Below are 17,126 nucleotides of genomic sequence, written 5' to 3'. Positions count from 1 at the left end.
CATGCGGGCGCGCCTGGTCGGCACGTACCGCAGCCAGTATCCCAATCCGCTGCGGCTGCGCTCGGGGCAGATCGTCGAAGTCGGTGTACGCGACGAGGAATGGCCCGCGTTCGCGTGGGTCCGCACCGACGATGGGCGCGCCGGCTGGGCGCCCGTCGCCTGGCTGCAGAACCTCGATGAAGGCCGGGCCGAAGCCCTGCAGGATTACGACGCGCGCGAACTGGATGTGGAAAGCGGCGAGCTGGTACGGCTGCATCATGAACATGGGGGGTGGTGGTGGTCCGAGCGCGCGAATGGCGCGACGGGCTGGCTGCCGGCCCACGAACTGGAACTGCTGGAAGAGAACTGCACATGAGCCAGACCAAGAATTTCAATCTGCCCGACCTCGGCGAGGGCCTGCCGGACGCCACCATCGTGGAATGGTTCGTCAAGGTGGGTGACACCATCCGTCTCGACGAGCCGCTGGTCTCGATGGAGACCGCCAAGGCCGTCGTCGAAGTGCCCTCGCCGGTTTCCGGCAAGGTGCTGAGCCTGGCCGGCGGGGACGGCGACATCATCCCCACCGGGGCGGTGCTGGCCAGCTTCGAACTGGACCCGAACCTGCCGCAGCGCGCGGACGGCCAGGATACCGGCCACAGCCACGGCCACGCGCCGAGCGCACCGGCGACCCCCAGCACCGGCGAGCCGGCTCCTGCGTCCGCGGACAAGGTGGTGGCGTCCGATGAAGGCGGCGAGATCAAGGAAGGCGGCGAGCGTGACGATGCCGGGACCGTGGTCGGCGCGATGCAGAGCTCCAATGCCGTGCACACCGAGCAGGCCGTTGCCGTAGGCGGCGTCAAGGCGGTACCCGCGGTGCGTGCGATGGCCCGCAAGCTGGGCGTGGACCTGTCCCGCGTACGTGCCAGCGGCGCCGACGGCGCGGTCACCATGGCCGATGTGAAGCAGGCCGCCAGCGATGGCAGCGCCAAGGTCGGCGCGGCACCTGCGCCGGCGGCTGCAGCACCGGTGGCAACCCGCCCGGCCGCTCCGGCACCGGTGGAAAGCCAGCGCGCGCCGCTGTCCGCCGCCGGCCGCCCGATGCGCACGCAGCCCCCGGGCGTAGCCGCCAAGGGGCAGCCGGAGCAGCTCAAGGGCGTGCGCCGCAACATGGCGCGCGTGATGGCCGATGCCCACAGCAAGGTCGTGCCGACCACGCTCAACGATGATGCGGACATCCATGCCTGGCAGCCGGGCAGCGACATGACCTCGCGCCTGGTGCGGGCGATCGTGGTGGCCAGCCAGAAGGTGCCGGCCATGAACGCCTGGTTCGATGGCGAGGCGCTGACCCGCACCCTGCACGCCCATGTGGATGTGGGCATCGCGGTGGATACCGAAGAGGGCCTGTTCGTGCCGGCCCTGCGCAACGCCGACATGCTCGATGCGCGCGGCATCCGCGAGGGCGTCAACCGTCTGCGCGAGCAGGTGGAAGGCCGCTCGATCGCCGCCTCCGAACTGAGTGGCTATACGATCTCTCTGTCCAACTTCGGCATGTTCGCCGGCCGTTACGCCACGCCCGTGGTGGTGCCGCCATGCGTGGCCATCGTCGGTGCCGGCCGTGCCCGCCATCAGATGACCCCGGTGATGGGGGGCGTGGAAGCGCACAAGGTGATCCCGCTGTCGGTGACGTTCGACCACCGTGCCGCAACCGGCGGTGAGGCGGCGCGCTTCCTGCGCGCCATGATGGATGACCTCGCCCTGGCGAGCTGATGGCCGTTCCGGCCATGTGACACGGACGCCGGGCACCGCCCGGCGTTTTTGTTCCACGTGGCCGGACCGCCAGGCAGCGCGGCATCAGTCCACCAGCAGCTGGGCGGGCACTACGTGTTGGCCTGGTCGCGGGACCAGCGCGGCCTCCACCAGCGCCCGCGCGATGACCGGCGCCGGATTGATCCGCCAGGCCCGGGGCAGCACCGGGCCGAGCGCGCCCAGCACGCGGGCGGCGAATTGCTCACCGCGGCGTACGTGCTGCCGCTCGCCGCCGATCAGGCCGGGCCGTACCAGGGTGAGCGAGGGGAATGCCAGCGCACGCAGGTCACCCTCGAGCTCGCCCTTCACGCGGCTGTAGAAGATCGCCGAACCGGCCTTGGCGCCTGCGGCGGAGTTCAACGCGAAGGCCGTTGCGCCCTGCCCTCGAGCCAGGCGTGCGAACGCAAGCGGGTAGTCATGGTCCACACGACGGAAGGCCTCGCGGCTGCCCGCCTGGGCCATCGTGGTGCCCAAGGCACAGATCACCGCATCGACCCGGGCCCAGTCGGGAGCCAGCGGCAGCTGGTCGAAATCCAGCACCGGCGCGTGCAGCCTGGCGTGCGCCACGCCCAAGGGACGTCGTCCGGGCGCGATCACCGCCGTGCAGCGCCGGTCCTCCAGCAGCAGGCGCAGGACCTGCCCGCCGACCAGGCCGGTGGCTCCCAACAGCATCACGCGCATCGCCGGCTCCCATGCAGCATCCTGTGCCCCATGCTATCCGTTCAAGCCGTCGCCTGCGGCGCCGATATGCTCTGATCATCCCTGCCTTTCCCGGAACCGCGTCATGACGGACCCGCCCGCTCTCCGCCCCGCCCCCGGCACGGCCCTCGGCCCGCCGGCAGGCCCGCGCGTGGCCGGCGCTGGACCGTGTAATGAGCGCCCCGCCCTGCAGGGCGGCGGTGCCGTGGCGCTGCAGCACCTGTTCGCCGGTGCGGAGGCCCCCGATACGCTGCTGGCGGCGTTCGCCAACGGCATGGCCACGCTGCCGGGGGAGTTGGGGGACATGGGCGATCGCCTGCAGTCGGCCCACGCCAGCGGCGACTGGCCACGCTATGGCCGGGCGATGCGCCAACTGATCGACAAGTACATCCGTACCATCGAGCAGCAGTCCCCGGACGGCCAGCCCGACAGCCTGCGCCTGCGCGAGCAGTTGCGGCAGGTGCTGGGCGTGACCGTGGCCAGCCTGCTGCAGCACGATGCCACGCTGCATTCCGAAGCGGTGCAGCAGGCCGAGCGCTGGCGCCTGTGGCAACCCGGGCAGCCCCTTGAAGCCCTGGAACAGGCGGTGCGCGAACTCGGCCACCAGGTCGGTGTGCGCAGCACCGCCTGGCAGGAGCGCGACGCGCTGCTGGTGGGGCTGTTCGATCTGCTGCTGGAGAACATCGCCGAGCTGCTCGACGACCGCAGCTGGCTGCACGGGCAGGTGGATGCAGTACGCCAGCTGCTCGGCGGTCCGCTCGATGCCGAGACCATCGAGCGCACCCGTGCGCAGCTGCGCGAAGTGATCTACAAGCAGGGCCTGCTGCGGCAGGGCATTGCCGATTCAAAGGCCGCCATGCGCGGCATGATGGGCGAGTTCGTCGAACAGCTTGATGGCATGGCCCAGAACACCGGCGAATACCATGACCGCATCAGCAGTTACGCCCTGTCGCTGCGTGAGGCGCGCAGCATTGCCGACCTCAACCTGCTGCTGCAGAACGTACTCACCGACACGGCCAAAGTGCAGCAGCAGGCCATGCAGGCGCGCGACCACCTGGCCAGTGCGCGCCAGGACGTGGAACAGGCCGAACAGCGTATCGCCCAGCTGGAGAACGAGCTGCGCCAGGCCGCTGACCTGGTGCGCACCGATCCGCTGACCGATGCACTCAACCGGCGCGGACTGGAAGAACAGCTGCGGGCGGAACTGGCGCGCTCGGAGCGCTCGGGCGAGCCGTTGGCCGTGGCGGTGATCGATCTGGATGGCCTGGGGGACACCAACGATGTCCACGGGCACGCGGTGGGCGATGCGATGCTGCGCCACTTCGCCAGCATCTGCCGGCTGCTGCTGCGTGCCAGCGATGCCATCGCGCGCCTGGGCGGGGATGAGTTCGTGCTGGTCATGCCGGCCACGCCGGGAGCGGACAGCATGTCCACCGTGCAGCGCCTGCAGCACTCCCTGGCGCAGCGGCCCCTGGATGCCGGCACCCAGCGCGTGCTGGTGCGCTTCAGTGCCGGCCTGGCGCAATGGCGTCCCGGGGATACCGCCGAGGCGCTGCTGGCCCGTGCGGATGAAGCGCTCTACGCGGCCAAGCGGGCTGGGCGCAACCGCGTACAGGCCGGTTGAACGCCCAGGCCGGGGGTACCCGGCGCCGCGTGACCCGGGTGCCGGCGGGCTCAGTGCGCGGGCGTGCCGCGCAGCTTCTTGAAGGCCATCACCGCGCCCAGCACCACGGCACCGGCGATCACGCCCACCGTCGCGTTGGCCAGTGCATTGATCAGCCACGCCCACTGCCCTTCGCCACCATGGCCCTGCACCCAGTGGTGCAACGCCGGAATGTTGTGCACCAGGATGCCGCCACCCACCAGGAACATCGCGGCGGTGCCGGCGATGGACAGGAACTTCATCAGCCACGGCGCACTCACCAGCAGGCCGCGGCCCAACGCGGCCAGCGCGCCGGTCTTCTTCGACAGGTACAGGCCGGCGTCGTCCATCTTCACGATCAGCGCCACCACGCCATAAACGAACACGGTCATCGCCAGGGCAACGATGGACAGCGTCAGCACCTGCTGGGTGAAGCTGCTCTGCGCACCCACCACCACGCCCAGCGTGAGTACGATGATCTCCGCGGACAGGATGAAATCGGTGCGGATCGCCCCCTTCACCTTGTCCTTTTCCAGCGCCACCACATCCACCTTCTCATCGGCCAGCGCCTTCAGGCGCGCCTCGCGCTTCTGCGCGTCTTCCTCGGCCGGATGCAGGAACCGATGGGCCAGCTTTTCCACGCCCTCGTAGCAGAGGAAGGCACCGCCGACCATCATCAACGGCACGATCAGCGGCACGTTGTAGCCACGCGAGCCCAGCCAAGCTTCCAGTGCGCTGATCGCCAGCGCCGCCGGCACCAGGATGACCTTGTTCACCAGCGAGCCCTTGGCCACGGCCCAGACCACCGGCAGTTCGCGGGCTGCGCTTACGCCGGTGACCTGCTGCGCGTTGAGCGCCAGATCGTCACCCAGCACACCGGCGGTCTTCTTGGCGGCAACCTTGGTGAGGATGGAGACGTCGTCGAGCAGTGTGGCGATATCGTCGAGCAGGGTGAACAGACTGGCACCAGCCATGGCGGATCCGCAGATACAGGGGGGAGGAGGCCGGATTCTGACCCATCCCCGGCCCGCCGGGGATGAAGACCCGGGATTCACCAGCCGACCACCCCGCTGCGGCCACACTGGCGGCCCTGGAACCGTCGCGGAGATCTGCTTGAACGTGCCCCCTGCCGCGCCCCACGCCGCCACGCCCCTGGTCACCGGCATGAACCGCCGCAGCCAGATCCTGCGGCTGCTGCTGCGCTACCGCAATTCCGGGGTGTTCTCCGGCATGAACCTGGACGCGGCGACCGGCCACGATGTGCCGCCGGACGGCAATCCGGAGCAGTTCGTGACCGACCTGGAGTCGCTGGGCCCCACGTTCGTCAAGCTCGGCCAGATGCTTTCCACCCGTCCGGACATGGTGCCGGCCGAGTTCGCCACCGCCCTGGAGCGCATGCAGGAAAAGGTGGCGCCCATTCCGGTGGCGCGCATCCACGAGATCATCGAGCGCGAGCTCGGCGCCTCGGTGTCCAAGCTCTTTGCCAGCTTCGAGCCGACCCCGCTGGGCTGCGCTTCCATCGCACAGGTGCACCGCGCCACGCTGCACGATGGCCGCCAGGTGGCCGTGAAGGTGCAGAAGCCCGAAGTGGCCGCGCAGCTGCGCTCGGACCTGGAGGCACTGCGCAGCTTCGCCCTGGCAGCCGACCACCTGACCCACATCGGGCGCCGGGTACGCCTGCGCGACTGGCTCAACGAATTCGCCAAGACCCTCATGCAGGAGCTGGATTACCAGACCGAAGCGGAGAACCTGGCGCGCTTCGGGCAGCACCTCAAGCCGTTCGCCCCGCTGTGGGTGCCGCAGCCGATCTGGGACTACTGCAGCAACCGCGTGCTGACCATGCAGCTGGCCGACGGCGTGCGCGTGGATGCCATTGCCGATGTGCGGCGGACCGAGCAGTCGATGGACCCGCTGGCCGCCGCGCTGATCCGCGGCTACCTGGACCAGATCTTCGTGCATGGCGAGATCCATGCTGATCCGCATCCGGGCAACCTGCGTGTCACCACCGATGGCCGCCTGGCGATCTTCGACCTGGGCATGGTGGCGCACATGCCGCCGCGCCTGCGCGAGCGGCTGTTGAAGGTACTGTTCGCCGCGGTGGACGGCCGTGGCGAGGAAGTGGCCGACGAGATCATCGGCATCAGCACGCGCCTGGAATTCTTCGAAGAAGAGCGTTACCTGCGCGAGACCGGGCAGATGATCGCGCGCTATGCAGCGAGCAACCATTATTCCGAAGGCCGCGTGGTGCTGGACATGGTGCGCATCGCCACTGCCTGCGGGCTGCGTACGCCGCCGGAGCTGAGCCTGATCGGCAAGGCCCTGTTGAACCTCGAATCGGTCTGCCGGCTGCTGTCGCCTACGCTGGATACCCGGCGCATCGTTGAAAAGCAGCTGCAGCATGTGATGCGTGCGCGCCTGAAGAAATCACTGTCGGCCGCCAACCTTGCCAGCGAAGCGATGGAAGTGCAGGAGCTGCTGCGCATCGGCCCGCGCAAGATGACCGACATCCTCTCCGTGCTGGCGGAAAACCGCATGCAGATGAAGGTCACGGGGCTGGAAGAATCTCGCTTGATGGAGAACCTGCAGAAGATCGCCAACCGTGTTTCGGCCGGCATCGTCACCGCCGCGCTGATCCTGGCGGCGGCGATGATGATGCGGGTCGACACGGGCTGGCACCTGTTCGGCTACCCCGCCATCGCCATGCTGCTGATGCTCGTCGGCGTGGTGCTCGGCTTCGGAATCATCGCCAGTGCACTGCTGTTCGACCGGCGTGCGCGTGCCCACGAAGAACGCAGCCACAGATAGTTCGCGCGCAGTTCTCACGCGGTTTTTACGCTCAACGGATGCTTCGGCATCCGTTGTCGCATGCGGCAACATTTCAGTCAGGTTCGCGCAGGCATGATCCTGTCATCGACCTGTCATGCAGGTGTGGTTGGCAGTGTCGGTCGGATGGATCAAGCGTCGTTGTGGCGCCCATCACCACTTCCGTCGCTGCCGATACATGCCCATGCTCTGGATCCTGCTGCTCACGCTGTTGCTGCTCACCTGCCTGCTGCTGATTTCCGGCAGATGGCTCTGGTGGAAGGCTGGCCTGCTTTCGCTGCTGCTGGTGGCACTGAGCACATGGTGGCTGGTCAACGCGCTGTCCGGGGATGGGCTCAACGCAGCCACGCTGTACCACCTGGGCGCAGACATGGAAGGCGCCGGGGTCTCGGATTTCAAGCGCCTCATCGCCGGCTACATCGTGCTGCTGCTGGTTTCGCTGCTGCCGCTGGCGCTCACGCGCGTACGGCGCTGGCGCCGGCCCACGTTCGGCACCGGGTACTTCGCTGCCTTCGCCGGCCTGTGGGTGGCGGCGATCGTCATCAGTCCGCTGTACGCCGACGGACAGCGTCTCTACCATCAGCTGCGGCCGGTGGATTTCGCGCAGATCGCACCGGAATACCAGGTGCCCACCCAGGCCTTGCACCGCCCGCGCAACATCGTGTGGATCTACGGCGAGAGCCTCGAGCGCACCTACCTCGATGAGGACGTGTTCCCCGGCCTGATGCCCAACCTCACGCGGCTGGCCGCGCAGGGCCTGGACGTGCGCGGCGTGGACTCTGCCGAAGGCAGCGGTTGGACGATCGCCGGCCTGGTGGCTTCGATGTGCGGCGTGCCGCTGACCACCTCGCAGGGCGATGAGAACAGCATGGACCGCATGGCCAGCTTCCTGCCCAAGGCCGTCTGCCTTGGCGATTACCTCAAGCAGCAGGGCTACACCAACCATTACCTGGGCGGCGCCAACGGGCAGTTCGCCGGCAAAGGTCAGTTCCTGGCCAGCCATGGCTTCGATGAAGTGCATGACCTGGAGTGGTTCAGGAAGCAGAAGAAGATCGGCCGCATCCATTACTCGGCATGGGGCCTGCACGATGACGTGCTGCTGGATACGGCGTACCGCCGCTTCGAACAGCTCTCGCGCAGCGGCGAGCCGTTCATGCTGACCACCCTCACCATGGACACTCATCACCCGGCCGGCCATTTGCCGGTGGCGTGCCGGAACGAGCGTTACCAGAGCCCCCACGGCAACATCGGCCTGCTCAACGCCCTCAAGTGCACCGACCGCCTCATCTCGCAGCTGGTGGATCGCATCCAGGCCAGCCCGTACGGCAAGGACACGTTGATCGTCCTCGCCTCCGATCACCTGGCCATGCCCAATGACCTCAGCCACGTGCTCGCCCGGCAGGAGCGCGAGAACCTGCTGGTGTTCCTGGGCAAGGACATCGCGCCGCGACAGCTGAGCGTGGCCGATACCACCACGCTGGACAGCGGGGCCACGCTGCTCAGCCTGCTTGATCCGGCCATCGACCGCATCGGCTTTGGGCGCTCGCTGCTGGCCGCCGAGCGCGCGCCCAGCGCCAGTGCTGCCTCACGCCGCGAAAAAGGCCGCGATTACCCGCAGTATCTGGCCTTCGCGCGGTCGCTGTGGCTCGGCGAGCCCACCCGCGACCTGCGCATCGATGACCGCAACCAGGTGGTGGTCGGGCTGCAGCAGGTGCAGCCGCCTGTGCTGCTGGAGTACGACAAGGACTGGGCGCTGAAGTCGGTGTACCTGGAGAACACCTCGCGCCAGTTCGACGAGGCGGACAAGGACAGCACGCTGGCCTATGTCGACCGCTGCACGGCGTTCGAGGACGGATCTTCCGAGGGTGACTGGTGCGCCCTGCTGGTGAACCGGGACAACGGCATCAAGCTGTTCCGCGATGACGACCTGCGCAGCGGCATCACGGTGGATACGCCGCTGGACGCCTTCGGTGGGCCGCGTCCGAGCGTGCGCCAGGCGCACATGATCACGCACAAGGGACGGCGCACGCGCGCCGGCCAGTACATGCTGGAACTGGTGGCCAGCACGCAGCCGCAGCGCGGTTTCTGGATCGAGGCGGTGTCTTCCCAGCGCCAGGTGGTCCTGGCCCAGCAGTGGGTGGAAGCGGACGAGCATGGCCGCATCAACCTCAGCTTCGGTCTGGATCACGAAGTGGATGACCTGGAGATCCGCGCGTGGCTCAACCACGCTGAGAAACTGGCGGTGGACACCTTCGCGCTGATTCCCTCGCGGGGGGGCCGCCGCGGCTGAGCGGCGGCCCCGGGACCTTACGGTGCGTCGCTGACGAGGTGGATGTCGGTCGGCGTGGCCAGCGGAATACCGCGGCTGTGCAGTTCCTGCAGCATGCTGAAGAACAGTTCGCTGCGCGTCCCGTACACCTGCCGCGGGCTGGGCACGTAGGCGAAGCTGTTGATCGAGACCTGGCCGTTGCTGATGGAGTCGATGAACACCGACGGGGCGGGATCGTCCAGCACCGCTTCATTGGCCGCGTAGCCGGCCAGCAGCACCTGCCTGACCGCGGCGATATCGGTGTTGAGCGGCACCGTGAACTGGATCTGGATCCGTCCCTGCGCGTTGCCCATGGTCATGTTGCGCACGGTCTTGGTGATCAGTTCCGAGTTGGGCACGATCAGCGTGGACTTGTCACCGACGGTGATCTCCGTGGAGCGCACGTTGATGCGGCGGATGTCGCCCTCCTGGTCACCGATCTTCACCCAGTCACCGATCTTGACCGGCCGTTCGGCCAGCAGGATCAGGCCCGAAACGAAGTTCTGGGTGATCGCCTGCAGGCCGAAACCGATACCCACCGAGAGCGCGCTCACTACCAGCGCCAGCTTTTCGAAGCCGATGCCCAGCGCGCCCAGCGCCCACAGCACAGCCAGGATGATGCCCAGGTAGCGCGCCACGGTGCTGATCGAGTTGCGCGCCCCCAGGTCCAGCTCGGTCTTCGGCAGGTAGGTATCCACCAGCCAGCGCTGCACGGCCTGCATGACCGCCAGCCCGACCAGCAGCACGACCACGGCGATGAGGATGTTGCTCGGCTTGATGCGGTTGCCCGGTCCGATCGGAATGCCATCGGACAGCCACGAAAGCCCTGAAAGCATGCCGTCCAGGCTGCCGAACGGGGCCACCAGCGCCAACATCGCGATCACCACGATGCACACGCGCGCGAAGGCCGACAGCAGCACTCCGGACTGCTCCACCTGCGCGCTGCTCAGCCCGGTGGTGAGCACCACGGTACGGCCGAGGCGGCTGTCCGGATGCAGCATCCAGGTGCACAGATCGTCCGCGAACTTCAGCAGCAACGTGGTGGCCAGCAGGATGATGCCGCCCCACACCAGCTGCTGGGTCACGAACTTGGCGAAGTTGAGGTAGCCCAGCAGCGAGGCGAGGATCGCAGCCACCACCACCACGTTGCCGGCGATCCGGCTCAGTACGATCCAGCCACTGCGCTGCGCCGGCCCGCGCGCGCGCGCATCGGCGGCCTGCGCTTCGGCACGCTCGGCGGCCTCGGCGGTCTGGCGCCGGTGCAGCCGCGCCAGGGTCACCAGCATGGCCATGATCAGGCCGAGGTACGTCAGTGCGATCACCCCGTCCAACGCGGTGGTGTTGATCGCGCTGGTGCGCGCCGCGCGGTCGGTCGCCACCAGCATGATGCTAAGCCATGAAAGCCCGGCAGCACACCAGGCGTACTTGCGCAGGTTGCGCGCGGCGGTGTCATCCAGGTCCAGCAGCCGCCACGAGGGACGATCCGGCGCCAGCAGGCTCGCGCTCAGCGAAGCGATGAACGCAGCGAACAGCGTGGCCGCCAGGAAATGCTCGCTGGCTGTCTGCAGGCGCGGTGCGATGCCATCCACCGACGCCAGCGCGGTGATCAGGATCCAGGCGGCCAGCCCCGGCAGCGCGGTACCCACCACCACCAGCCATACCGCCAGCCCGGTCCGCCGCAGCCGACCCTGCGGCGCGCGCTCGGACGCGGCATAGCGGCGGCCCAGCGCACGCAGCCACAGGCGCAGCGGGAAGAACACCAGCAATGCCAGGCCCAGCCCCAGCAGCGGCGTGGTCCAGCCCTCGCGCTTGACCGCCTCGCGCAGTGCGCGCTCGCCCTGGTGGTAGAGCGCTACCACGCGCACCGTGTCATCCGGTGCCACCTCGGCCACCTGTCGCCACAACGCGGGCGACAGCGGTGAACCCACCTTCCTGGCGAGATCTTCATTGAACTGGCTGGTGCGCTGCTTTTCCACATCGTCGGCCAGCTGCGTGGCCTGCACGGCCAGCACACCGGCGCGCTTGATCGTGCCATCAATCTCATCGCGCTGGCGCGTCAAGGCACGCCGCTGTGCGGCCACGGCCGTGCCTTCGGTGGCGCCTTCGGCCACTTCGCCCAGCTGTGCCAGCTGCTCGTTGAGCTGGTCCACCTGGGGCTGCAGCGCGGCAGCGGCGGCGTCGGCGTCCTGGCGCGCGGTGCGTGCCTGGTCCACCAGCGTGCGCAGGGTTTCCGGCGCGTCGGCATCCTGCAGCGAGGCGCGGACAGATTCGAGTGTGCGTTCGGCCCGCTGCACGAGCGCGGACGGTGCCGGCGCCTCGGGCTCCTGTGCGGACAACGGGGCGGCGGCGGCGGCCAGCCAGCTCAGCAGCAGCAGGGTGGTGAGCAGCCTGCGCAGGGACATCGGACGCTTGAAAGACAATGCGGTGCTACCGTCATGCGCGGACCACCGCGCGTGCGCGGACTATACGATGCGCGCCGTGGGTGCGGGGTCATCATGCGTGCAGGCCTGCACCGCATTGCCTTCACCCGGTTGTGGCAGCCCCGGCGGCATGGTGAGGCACCCCTTCCCGATGCGCCCAGATGACCGATCTGCCTGACCTCAAGACTGTTCCTGATCTGAAGCTGCCGCGTTATCTCGGCACCTGGTACGAAATCGCACGCCTGCCCATGCGTCACGAGCCGGAGGCCTGCACCGACGTTTCGGCGAACTACAGCCTGAAGGACAACGGCAACGTGCGCGTGCACAACCGCTGCCGCATGGCCGGCGAGATCGAGGAGGCTGTCGGTGAAGCCACCGTCGTCGACAACGACAGTGCCCGCCTGGCGGTGAGCTTCCTGCCCAAGGGCCTGCGCTGGCTGCCCTTCACCAAGGGCGATTACTGGGTCATCCAGATCGCACCGGACTACAGCGTCTCGCTGGTGGGCAGCCCGGACCGCAAGTACCTGTGGCTGCTCGCGCGCACCCCCAACCTGGACCGCACCGTGCAGGACCATTACCTCGCCGCAGCGCGCCTGCAGGGGTTCGACCTGACCGACCTCATTCACACTCCGCATACCGGCAACCCCACCGCCTGACCGGAACACCTGCGCATGGACCTGAAAAGTGGCTACCCGTACTGGGCCATCCGCAACGGACTGATACAGGCCTTTCCGCCGCTGGAAACCGATCTGAAATGCGATGTGCTGATCGCCGGCGGTGGCATCACCGGGGCCCTCATCGCCGACGAACTCAGCGCCCACGGGCACCAGGTGGCGCTGGTCGAGCAGCGTGACATCGGCTGGGGCAGCACATCGGCGAGCACCGCGCTGCTGCAGTACGAGATCGACACGCATCTGATCGATCTGGCCCGCCAGTACGGCGAAGACAACGCCGCGCTCGCCTACACCGCCTGCGCCGAGGCGTTGCCCCTGTTGAAGGACGTCACCAGCGGCCTGCGCGGCGTGGATTTCAGACAGATGGACAGCCTCTACCTGGCCAGCAAGGCACGGCATGTCCCGGTCCTGCAGGCCGAAGGCGAGGCGCGCCGCCGGCACGGGCTCGGCGCCACCTGGCTTGACCGCGATGCACTGCGCGAGCGGATCGGCATCGAGGGCAGCGGCGCATTGCATACCCGCCAGGCCGCACGCGTGGATCCGTACTGCCTGACCTACCGCCTGCTGGAACGCGTGCGCCGACGGGGCGGGCACATCCACGACCGCACCGTGCTGGACACGCTGGAACCGAGTTCGCGCGGCGTGCTCGCACGCACGGCGCAGGGCGTGCAGATCCGTGCGCGGCACGTCGTGCTGGCCCAGGGCTATGCCAACCAGAACTGGCTCAAGCAACGCGTGGCGCGCAACCGCAGCAGCTACGCCCTCATCACCGATCCGCTCCATCCCGACGAACTGCAGGGGCTGTCACGGGCGATGGTCTGGGAGAGCGCGCGGCCTTACCTCTACCTGCGCAGCACCGGCGATAACCGCCTTCTCATCGGTGGGCTGGACGATGCCATCGACCTGCCGGCACGGCGCGACCGCCGCGTGGAAGGCAAGGCGGCCAAGCTGATGAAAGGGCTGCAGGCCTGGTTTCCACAGCTGCGTCCTACACCGGCCTATGCGTGGGCCGGAACCTTCGCCGAAACCGCCGATGGGCTGCCGTTCTTTGGTCCCCACCCGCAGTGGGGGCCCCGCGTGCACTTCGCCATGGCCTACGGCGGTAACGGCATCACCTACTCGGCCATCGGCGCGGGCTTGGTGCGTGCCCGGATCGAAAGGCGCCGGCATCCCCTGCAGACGCTGTTCGGGTTCGATCGGCTGGAGCGGTAGGGCCGCGGCAGGCCTGCCGACACCGGCTGCGGCCAGGACCCTGGCCGGCCCGTGCGGTGACAGGCATCATTCAAGGATCAGGTGCTAGCGTCGGTCCAAGGACCACCTGCCCTGCCCTGTCCGCTGTCGGAGCGCCACGCCATGATCCGCCCCCTGATCCTGCTCTGCCTGGCCGCGCTGCCGTCCATCGCGCTGGGGCAGAGCGCCGCCGGCGCCACGGGCCTGCAGTCGGCCACGTCGCTCGACCTCGGCCTGCCGCAGGCGCCGCTGCGCTACCTCAACGATCCCAGCCTGCAGCAGGATGCGCCGGGAACCTATTACGGCGACAAGACCGGCCCGCGTCCACGCGGCGACGGCGGCGTGGCCACGGTGACCGATGACAAGCTGCGCGTCTCCGGCAGCGTGAGTACCGGAATCGGTTATTCCGAAAACTACGGCAATTCGCATTACAACGCGGCCACGCTCAACCTGAGCAAGAACTACACCAACGACGAAGGCAAGACGCGCGGCGTGAACGTCAACATCCACGTCAGCGAAGGCAAGGGACCCGGTTTCATGGGCCCGTGGGGCGGGCCGTACGGCGGTGGCTTCGGCCCCGGCCCCGGTTACTGGGACCAGGCACCGCCGTTCGGCTGGTGACACCGGCGCTGCGTGGCGGTGCCGCCCACAGCCCGGGCGTGCGCCCGATCAATCCAGCCAGCCGTCACGCTCGCTGGTCAGGATGCGGCCATCATGGGCGCTCAGGCGCACGTCGACATCCTGATTGCGCGCGTTGCGGGCTTCCAGCTTCCAGGTCGCGCCATCGCGTTCCACGGCATGCACATCGCGCAGCCCCTGTTCCCTGGCCTTCGCCAGCAGCTGATCGAGGCTGAGCTGGGCACGGCCATCGAGCTCGTCGAAGATCTCGCCGGTCTTCGGATCAATGTAGACCTCGCGGAAACGACCATCCTCACGGGTCACGTCAGCTTCCCAGAGGCCGTCGTCGTTCTCGATCTCATGGATGCGGCTGTAGCCGGCCTCGCGCAGTTTCTGCTCGACCTGCGGCAGCCCCAGCGGGGCGGCGCTGGCGGCTACGGCGGCGGTACCGAGCACGGTGGCGAGGGCGGCACTGGCGATGAGGGACAGCTTCTTCATGGTGTTCTCCTGGAAGGTGGACCGCACTGGATCCGGCCAACACAGTCTGCCGGGGCTGACTAACAGCCCTTTAGCCCGCACTGTTAGCGGGCTGTTAGCCGGCTGCGGTATTCCTGTCCGCATGTGCCTGCGCCCCGCCCTTGTTCTTTCGCTCGCCCTGCTGCTGCCGGCCCTGCCGGTGGCTGCCGGCGATGACCCTGCGCAGCAGACCGCGCGCCGTGCCGTGCAGCAGGGCCGCTACGTGCCGCTGGAGAGCGTGGTGCGCGATGCCCTGCGCCGCCACCCCGGCACGCTGCTGGAGGTGGAACTGGACGATGGCGTGTACGAAGTGGAGGTGCTGCGCGGCGACGGCGCGGTGGTGGAGCTGGACTATGATGCGCGCAACGGCAAGCTGCTGAAGACCGAAGTGGACGAATGATGCGTATCCTGTTGGCGGAGGACGACCCGGCGCTGGTGGAACGGCTGCAGCCCCTGCTGGAGCAGTCCGGTTATGTGGTCGATGCCTTCCATGACGGGCGCCTGGCCGAAGCCCATGGGCAGGTGGAAGACGTGCAGGCAGCCATCGTGGACCTGGGCCTGCCCGGCCTGGATGGACTCAGCATCATCGAGCGCTGGCGCGGCAATGGCCGCACCTTCCCGGTGCTCGTGCTGACCGCCCGCGGGCGGTGGCACGACAAGCTGGCCGGCTTCGACGCCGGTGCCGACGACTACCTGACCAAGCCGTTCCAGCCCGACGAGCTGGTGCTGCGCCTGCGCGCGCTGATCCGGCGCAGCGTCGGCCATGCCAGCCCACGGCTGGAGTGCGGGCCCCTGCAGCTGGAGGTCAACGCCGGCCGCTTCACCCTGGACGGACAGCTGCTGGCGCTGAGTCCGCAGGAGTTCCGCACGCTCAGTTATTTCATGCACCACGCCGACACCGTGATCGGCCGCGAGCGGCTGGGCGAGCATGTCTTCGATGCAGGCTTCGACCCCGACTCCAATGCCCTGGACGTGCTGCTCGGACGGGTGCGGCGCAAGCTGGGCGGGCATGAGCTGATCCACACCGTGCGTGGGCAGGGCTGGCGCCTGTCAGCGAGCGCATGACGTCCACCGGCCTGCGGCAGGCCTCGCTGCGTGCCCGCCTGTGGCTCGCCGGCGGGCTGGGCCTGGTGCTGATCACGCTGCTGGCCACGGTGCTGCTGGGACAGCTGTTCGAACGGGCGGCGCGGCAGAGCCTGGATGCGCGGCTCACCCAGGATCTGATCGGGCTGGTAGCGCAGGTGGAGGCTGACGCGCAGGGACGCCCGGTGCTGCGCCAGGAACCCAATGATGCACGGTTCCAGCGTGTGTTCTCCGGGGCGTACTGGCAGCTGGCGCAGCCTGATGGCCGTGTGATGTACCAGTCGCGTTCGCTGTGGGACCAGGCGCTGCCGGCACCGGCCCGGGGCCTTGGGCGCACCGTGGCCGCACGCGATGCCATTGGCCCGCTGGACCAGCCGCTGCGCGTGCTGAGCCAGCAGATACGGCTGCCACGGGCCAGCGCACCGATCGTGGCGACCGTGGCGGCCGACCGCAGCGACCTTCAGCAGCAGGTGGCCGCGTTTCGCCGCCACAGCGCGCTGGCGCTGGCGCTGCTGGTGGCCGCCTGGCTGGCGGTGCTGGCCAGCCAGGTGCGCTTCGGGCTGCGCCCGCTCAAGCGCCTGGGCGCGCAGGTGGAACAGGTGCGGCGGGGACAGGCGCAGCGCATCGATACCGCCGGGCTGGGCGCAGAGATCGCCCCGCTCGGTGAAGAACTCAACGTCCTGCTCGACCACCACCAGCGCATGGTGGCGCGTGCCCGCACCAGTGCGCAGGACCTGGCGCACGCCTTGAAGACACCCCTCAGCGTGCTGGCGGCGGAGGCCGACGGCGATGGCAGACACTGGCGGCAGACACTGCACGAGCAGGGTGCGCGCATGCAGGCCAGCGTGGAGCGCTACCTGGCCGCCGGACTGGCCGTGGACCACCGCCAGCGCGTGGCCGTGGCCCCGGTGGTGCAGGCCCTGTGCCGGTTGATGGCGCGGGTGCACGGCGCACGCGGCGTCCGCTTCGACGCCGATGCGATCGATCCCGCGCTGACCTGCGCCGGCGATGCGGCGGACCTTGAAGAAATGCTGGGCAACCTGCTCGACAACGCGGGCAGATGGGCTGCGCAGCGGGTGCAGGTCAGCGCGCGCCAGGACGCCGAGGGCGTGCTGATCGAGGTGCGTGACGATGGTCCTGGGCTGGCCCCGTCACAGCTGGAGGCGGTGCTGGCGCGCGGCGTGCGGCTGGATGAACGCGAAAGCAGCAGCGGCCTGGGGCTGGCGATTGCCGGAGACATCGCCGCCAGCCATGGCGGCGCCCTGGCGCTGGAGAACGCCGGGCCAGGCCTGCGGGCAACGCTTCGCTTGCCGGCGGGGTGATCCGCC

The 17,126-nt window shown here is 68.6% G+C and carries 15 protein-coding genes; 11 read left to right on the top strand and 4 right to left on the bottom strand.

Translation table 11 applies throughout. The features are described 5' to 3' along the window. The first annotated feature begins 1 nt into the window (after position 1). Positions 2-355, top strand: a complete 354-nt coding sequence (locus tag FHY09_RS08820; RefSeq protein ID WP_166926217.1) for an SH3 domain-containing protein — start codon at positions 2-4, stop codon at positions 353-355. Next, complete coding sequence (locus FHY09_RS08815; protein ID WP_166926215.1) at positions 352-1,746, top strand: dihydrolipoamide acetyltransferase family protein; 1,395 nt, start codon at positions 352-354, stop codon at positions 1,744-1,746. The genes FHY09_RS08820 and FHY09_RS08815 overlap by 4 nt, the downstream gene beginning before the upstream one ends. Positions 1,747-1,830: 84 nt before the next feature. Here FHY09_RS08815 and FHY09_RS08810 read toward each other — a convergent pair whose 3' ends face one another. Continuing rightward, positions 1,831-2,466, bottom strand: a complete 636-nt coding sequence (locus FHY09_RS08810) for a Rossmann-fold NAD(P)-binding domain-containing protein (RefSeq protein ID WP_166926213.1) — start codon at positions 2,464-2,466, stop codon at positions 1,831-1,833. Between the two features lie 103 nt (positions 2,467-2,569). Here FHY09_RS08810 and FHY09_RS08805 point away from each other — a divergent pair, with 103 nt between their 5' ends. Then, positions 2,570-4,108 carry a GGDEF domain-containing protein gene (locus tag FHY09_RS08805; protein ID WP_166926211.1) on the top strand — a complete coding sequence of 513 codons (1,539 nt, stop codon included), beginning with the start codon at positions 2,570-2,572 and terminating at the stop codon, positions 4,106-4,108. A gap of 50 nt (positions 4,109-4,158) precedes the next feature. Here FHY09_RS08805 and FHY09_RS08800 read toward each other — a convergent pair whose 3' ends face one another. Beyond that, entirely contained in the window at positions 4,159-5,100 is a 942-nt protein-coding gene (locus FHY09_RS08800) for a DUF808 domain-containing protein (RefSeq protein ID WP_166926209.1), read from the bottom strand. Between FHY09_RS08800 and FHY09_RS08795 the strand changes: the two genes are divergently transcribed. Together FHY09_RS08795 and FHY09_RS08790 are read left to right on the top strand one after the other, a co-directional pair. Then, the gene (locus tag FHY09_RS08795; protein WP_456362749.1) at positions 5,036-6,931 is read left to right on the top strand and encodes an ABC1 kinase family protein; all 1,896 of its coding nucleotides are present in this window, start codon (positions 5,036-5,038) and stop codon (positions 6,929-6,931) included. The two genes, FHY09_RS08800 and FHY09_RS08795, sit on opposite strands and share 65 nt — an antisense overlap. A gap of 202 nt (positions 6,932-7,133) precedes the next feature. Then, positions 7,134-9,239 carry a phosphoglycerol transferase I gene (locus tag FHY09_RS08790; protein ID WP_166926207.1) on the top strand — a complete coding sequence of 702 codons (2,106 nt, stop codon included), beginning with the start codon at positions 7,134-7,136 and terminating at the stop codon, positions 9,237-9,239. 17 nt (positions 9,240-9,256) lie between these two features. On the opposite strand, the gene FHY09_RS08785 is transcribed toward FHY09_RS08790, so the two are convergent. Continuing rightward, positions 9,257-11,659, bottom strand: coding sequence for a DUF3772 domain-containing protein (locus tag FHY09_RS08785; protein WP_166926205.1), 2,403 nt, complete (start codon positions 11,657-11,659; stop codon positions 9,257-9,259). A gap of 179 nt (positions 11,660-11,838) precedes the next feature. Between FHY09_RS08785 and FHY09_RS08780 the strand changes: the two genes are divergently transcribed. From FHY09_RS08780 to FHY09_RS08770, 3 genes are all read left to right on the top strand, one after another. Beyond that, the gene (locus FHY09_RS08780) at positions 11,839-12,333 is read left to right on the top strand and encodes a lipocalin family protein (protein WP_166926203.1); all 495 of its coding nucleotides are present in this window, start codon (positions 11,839-11,841) and stop codon (positions 12,331-12,333) included. A 15-nt stretch (positions 12,334-12,348) separates the two neighbouring features. After that, complete coding sequence (locus FHY09_RS08775) at positions 12,349-13,563, top strand: FAD-dependent oxidoreductase (protein WP_166926201.1); 1,215 nt, start codon at positions 12,349-12,351, stop codon at positions 13,561-13,563. A gap of 141 nt (positions 13,564-13,704) precedes the next feature. Then, positions 13,705-14,202, top strand: coding sequence for a hypothetical protein (locus tag FHY09_RS08770; protein WP_166926199.1), 498 nt, complete (start codon positions 13,705-13,707; stop codon positions 14,200-14,202). A gap of 48 nt (positions 14,203-14,250) precedes the next feature. On the opposite strand, the gene FHY09_RS08765 is transcribed toward FHY09_RS08770, so the two are convergent. Further along, positions 14,251-14,697, bottom strand: a complete 447-nt coding sequence (locus tag FHY09_RS08765) for a PepSY domain-containing protein (RefSeq protein ID WP_166926197.1) — start codon at positions 14,695-14,697, stop codon at positions 14,251-14,253. A gap of 121 nt (positions 14,698-14,818) precedes the next feature. Here FHY09_RS08765 and FHY09_RS08760 point away from each other — a divergent pair, with 121 nt between their 5' ends. From FHY09_RS08760 to FHY09_RS08750, 3 genes are read left to right on the top strand one after another with little or no spacing between them, the layout of a single operon-like run. Continuing rightward, a complete protein-coding gene (locus tag FHY09_RS08760) occupies positions 14,819-15,115 on the top strand; it encodes a PepSY domain-containing protein (protein WP_166926194.1) in 297 nt (98 codons plus the stop codon). After that, positions 15,115-15,780 (top strand): response regulator transcription factor, encoded by a 666-nt coding sequence (locus FHY09_RS08755; protein WP_166926192.1) that lies wholly within the window; start codon positions 15,115-15,117, stop codon positions 15,778-15,780. Before FHY09_RS08760 ends, FHY09_RS08755 begins: the two co-directional genes overlap by 1 nt. Next, the gene (locus FHY09_RS08750; RefSeq protein ID WP_166926190.1) at positions 15,777-17,120 is read left to right on the top strand and encodes a sensor histidine kinase; all 1,344 of its coding nucleotides are present in this window, start codon (positions 15,777-15,779) and stop codon (positions 17,118-17,120) included. Before FHY09_RS08755 ends, FHY09_RS08750 begins: the two co-directional genes overlap by 4 nt. The last annotated feature ends 6 nt before the right edge of the window (positions 17,121-17,126 follow it).

It is taken from the genome of Xanthomonas sp. 60 (assembly GCF_011761925.1).
Note: the sequence above shows the minus strand (reverse complement) of the source record. Positions and strands in the feature narration are given on the sequence as shown.

Bases quoted from the DNA above. Each gene is read 5' to 3' on its own strand.
- FHY09_RS08770 (WP_166926199.1), top strand. From the start codon at position 13,705: ATGATCCGCCCCCTGATCCTGCTCTGCCTGGCCGCGCTGCCGTCCATC.
- FHY09_RS08815 (WP_166926215.1), top strand. From the start codon at position 352: ATGAGCCAGACCAAGAATTTCAATCTGCCCGACCTCGGCGAGGGCCTG.
- FHY09_RS08820 (WP_166926217.1), top strand. From the start codon at position 2: ATGCGGGCGCGCCTGGTCGGCACGTACCGCAGCCAGTATCCCAATCCG.
- FHY09_RS08765 (WP_166926197.1), bottom strand. From the start codon at position 14,697: ATGAAGAAGCTGTCCCTCATCGCCAGTGCCGCCCTCGCCACCGTGCTC.
- FHY09_RS08760 (WP_166926194.1), top strand. From the start codon at position 14,819: ATGTGCCTGCGCCCCGCCCTTGTTCTTTCGCTCGCCCTGCTGCTGCCG.
- FHY09_RS08775 (WP_166926201.1), top strand. From the start codon at position 12,349: ATGGACCTGAAAAGTGGCTACCCGTACTGGGCCATCCGCAACGGACTG.
- FHY09_RS08755 (WP_166926192.1), top strand. From the start codon at position 15,115: ATGCGTATCCTGTTGGCGGAGGACGACCCGGCGCTGGTGGAACGGCTG.
- FHY09_RS08780 (WP_166926203.1), top strand. From the start codon at position 11,839: ATGACCGATCTGCCTGACCTCAAGACTGTTCCTGATCTGAAGCTGCCG.
- FHY09_RS08810 (WP_166926213.1), bottom strand. From the start codon at position 2,466: ATGCGCGTGATGCTGTTGGGAGCCACCGGCCTGGTCGGCGGGCAGGTC.
- FHY09_RS08795 (WP_456362749.1), top strand. From the start codon at position 5,036: ATGGAGACGTCGTCGAGCAGTGTGGCGATATCGTCGAGCAGGGTGAAC.
- FHY09_RS08805 (WP_166926211.1), top strand. From the start codon at position 2,570: ATGACGGACCCGCCCGCTCTCCGCCCCGCCCCCGGCACGGCCCTCGGC.
- FHY09_RS08750 (WP_166926190.1), top strand. From the start codon at position 15,777: ATGACGTCCACCGGCCTGCGGCAGGCCTCGCTGCGTGCCCGCCTGTGG.
- FHY09_RS08785 (WP_166926205.1), bottom strand. From the start codon at position 11,659: ATGTCCCTGCGCAGGCTGCTCACCACCCTGCTGCTGCTGAGCTGGCTG.
- FHY09_RS08790 (WP_166926207.1), top strand. From the start codon at position 7,134: ATGCTCTGGATCCTGCTGCTCACGCTGTTGCTGCTCACCTGCCTGCTG.
- FHY09_RS08800 (WP_166926209.1), bottom strand. From the start codon at position 5,100: ATGGCTGGTGCCAGTCTGTTCACCCTGCTCGACGATATCGCCACACTG.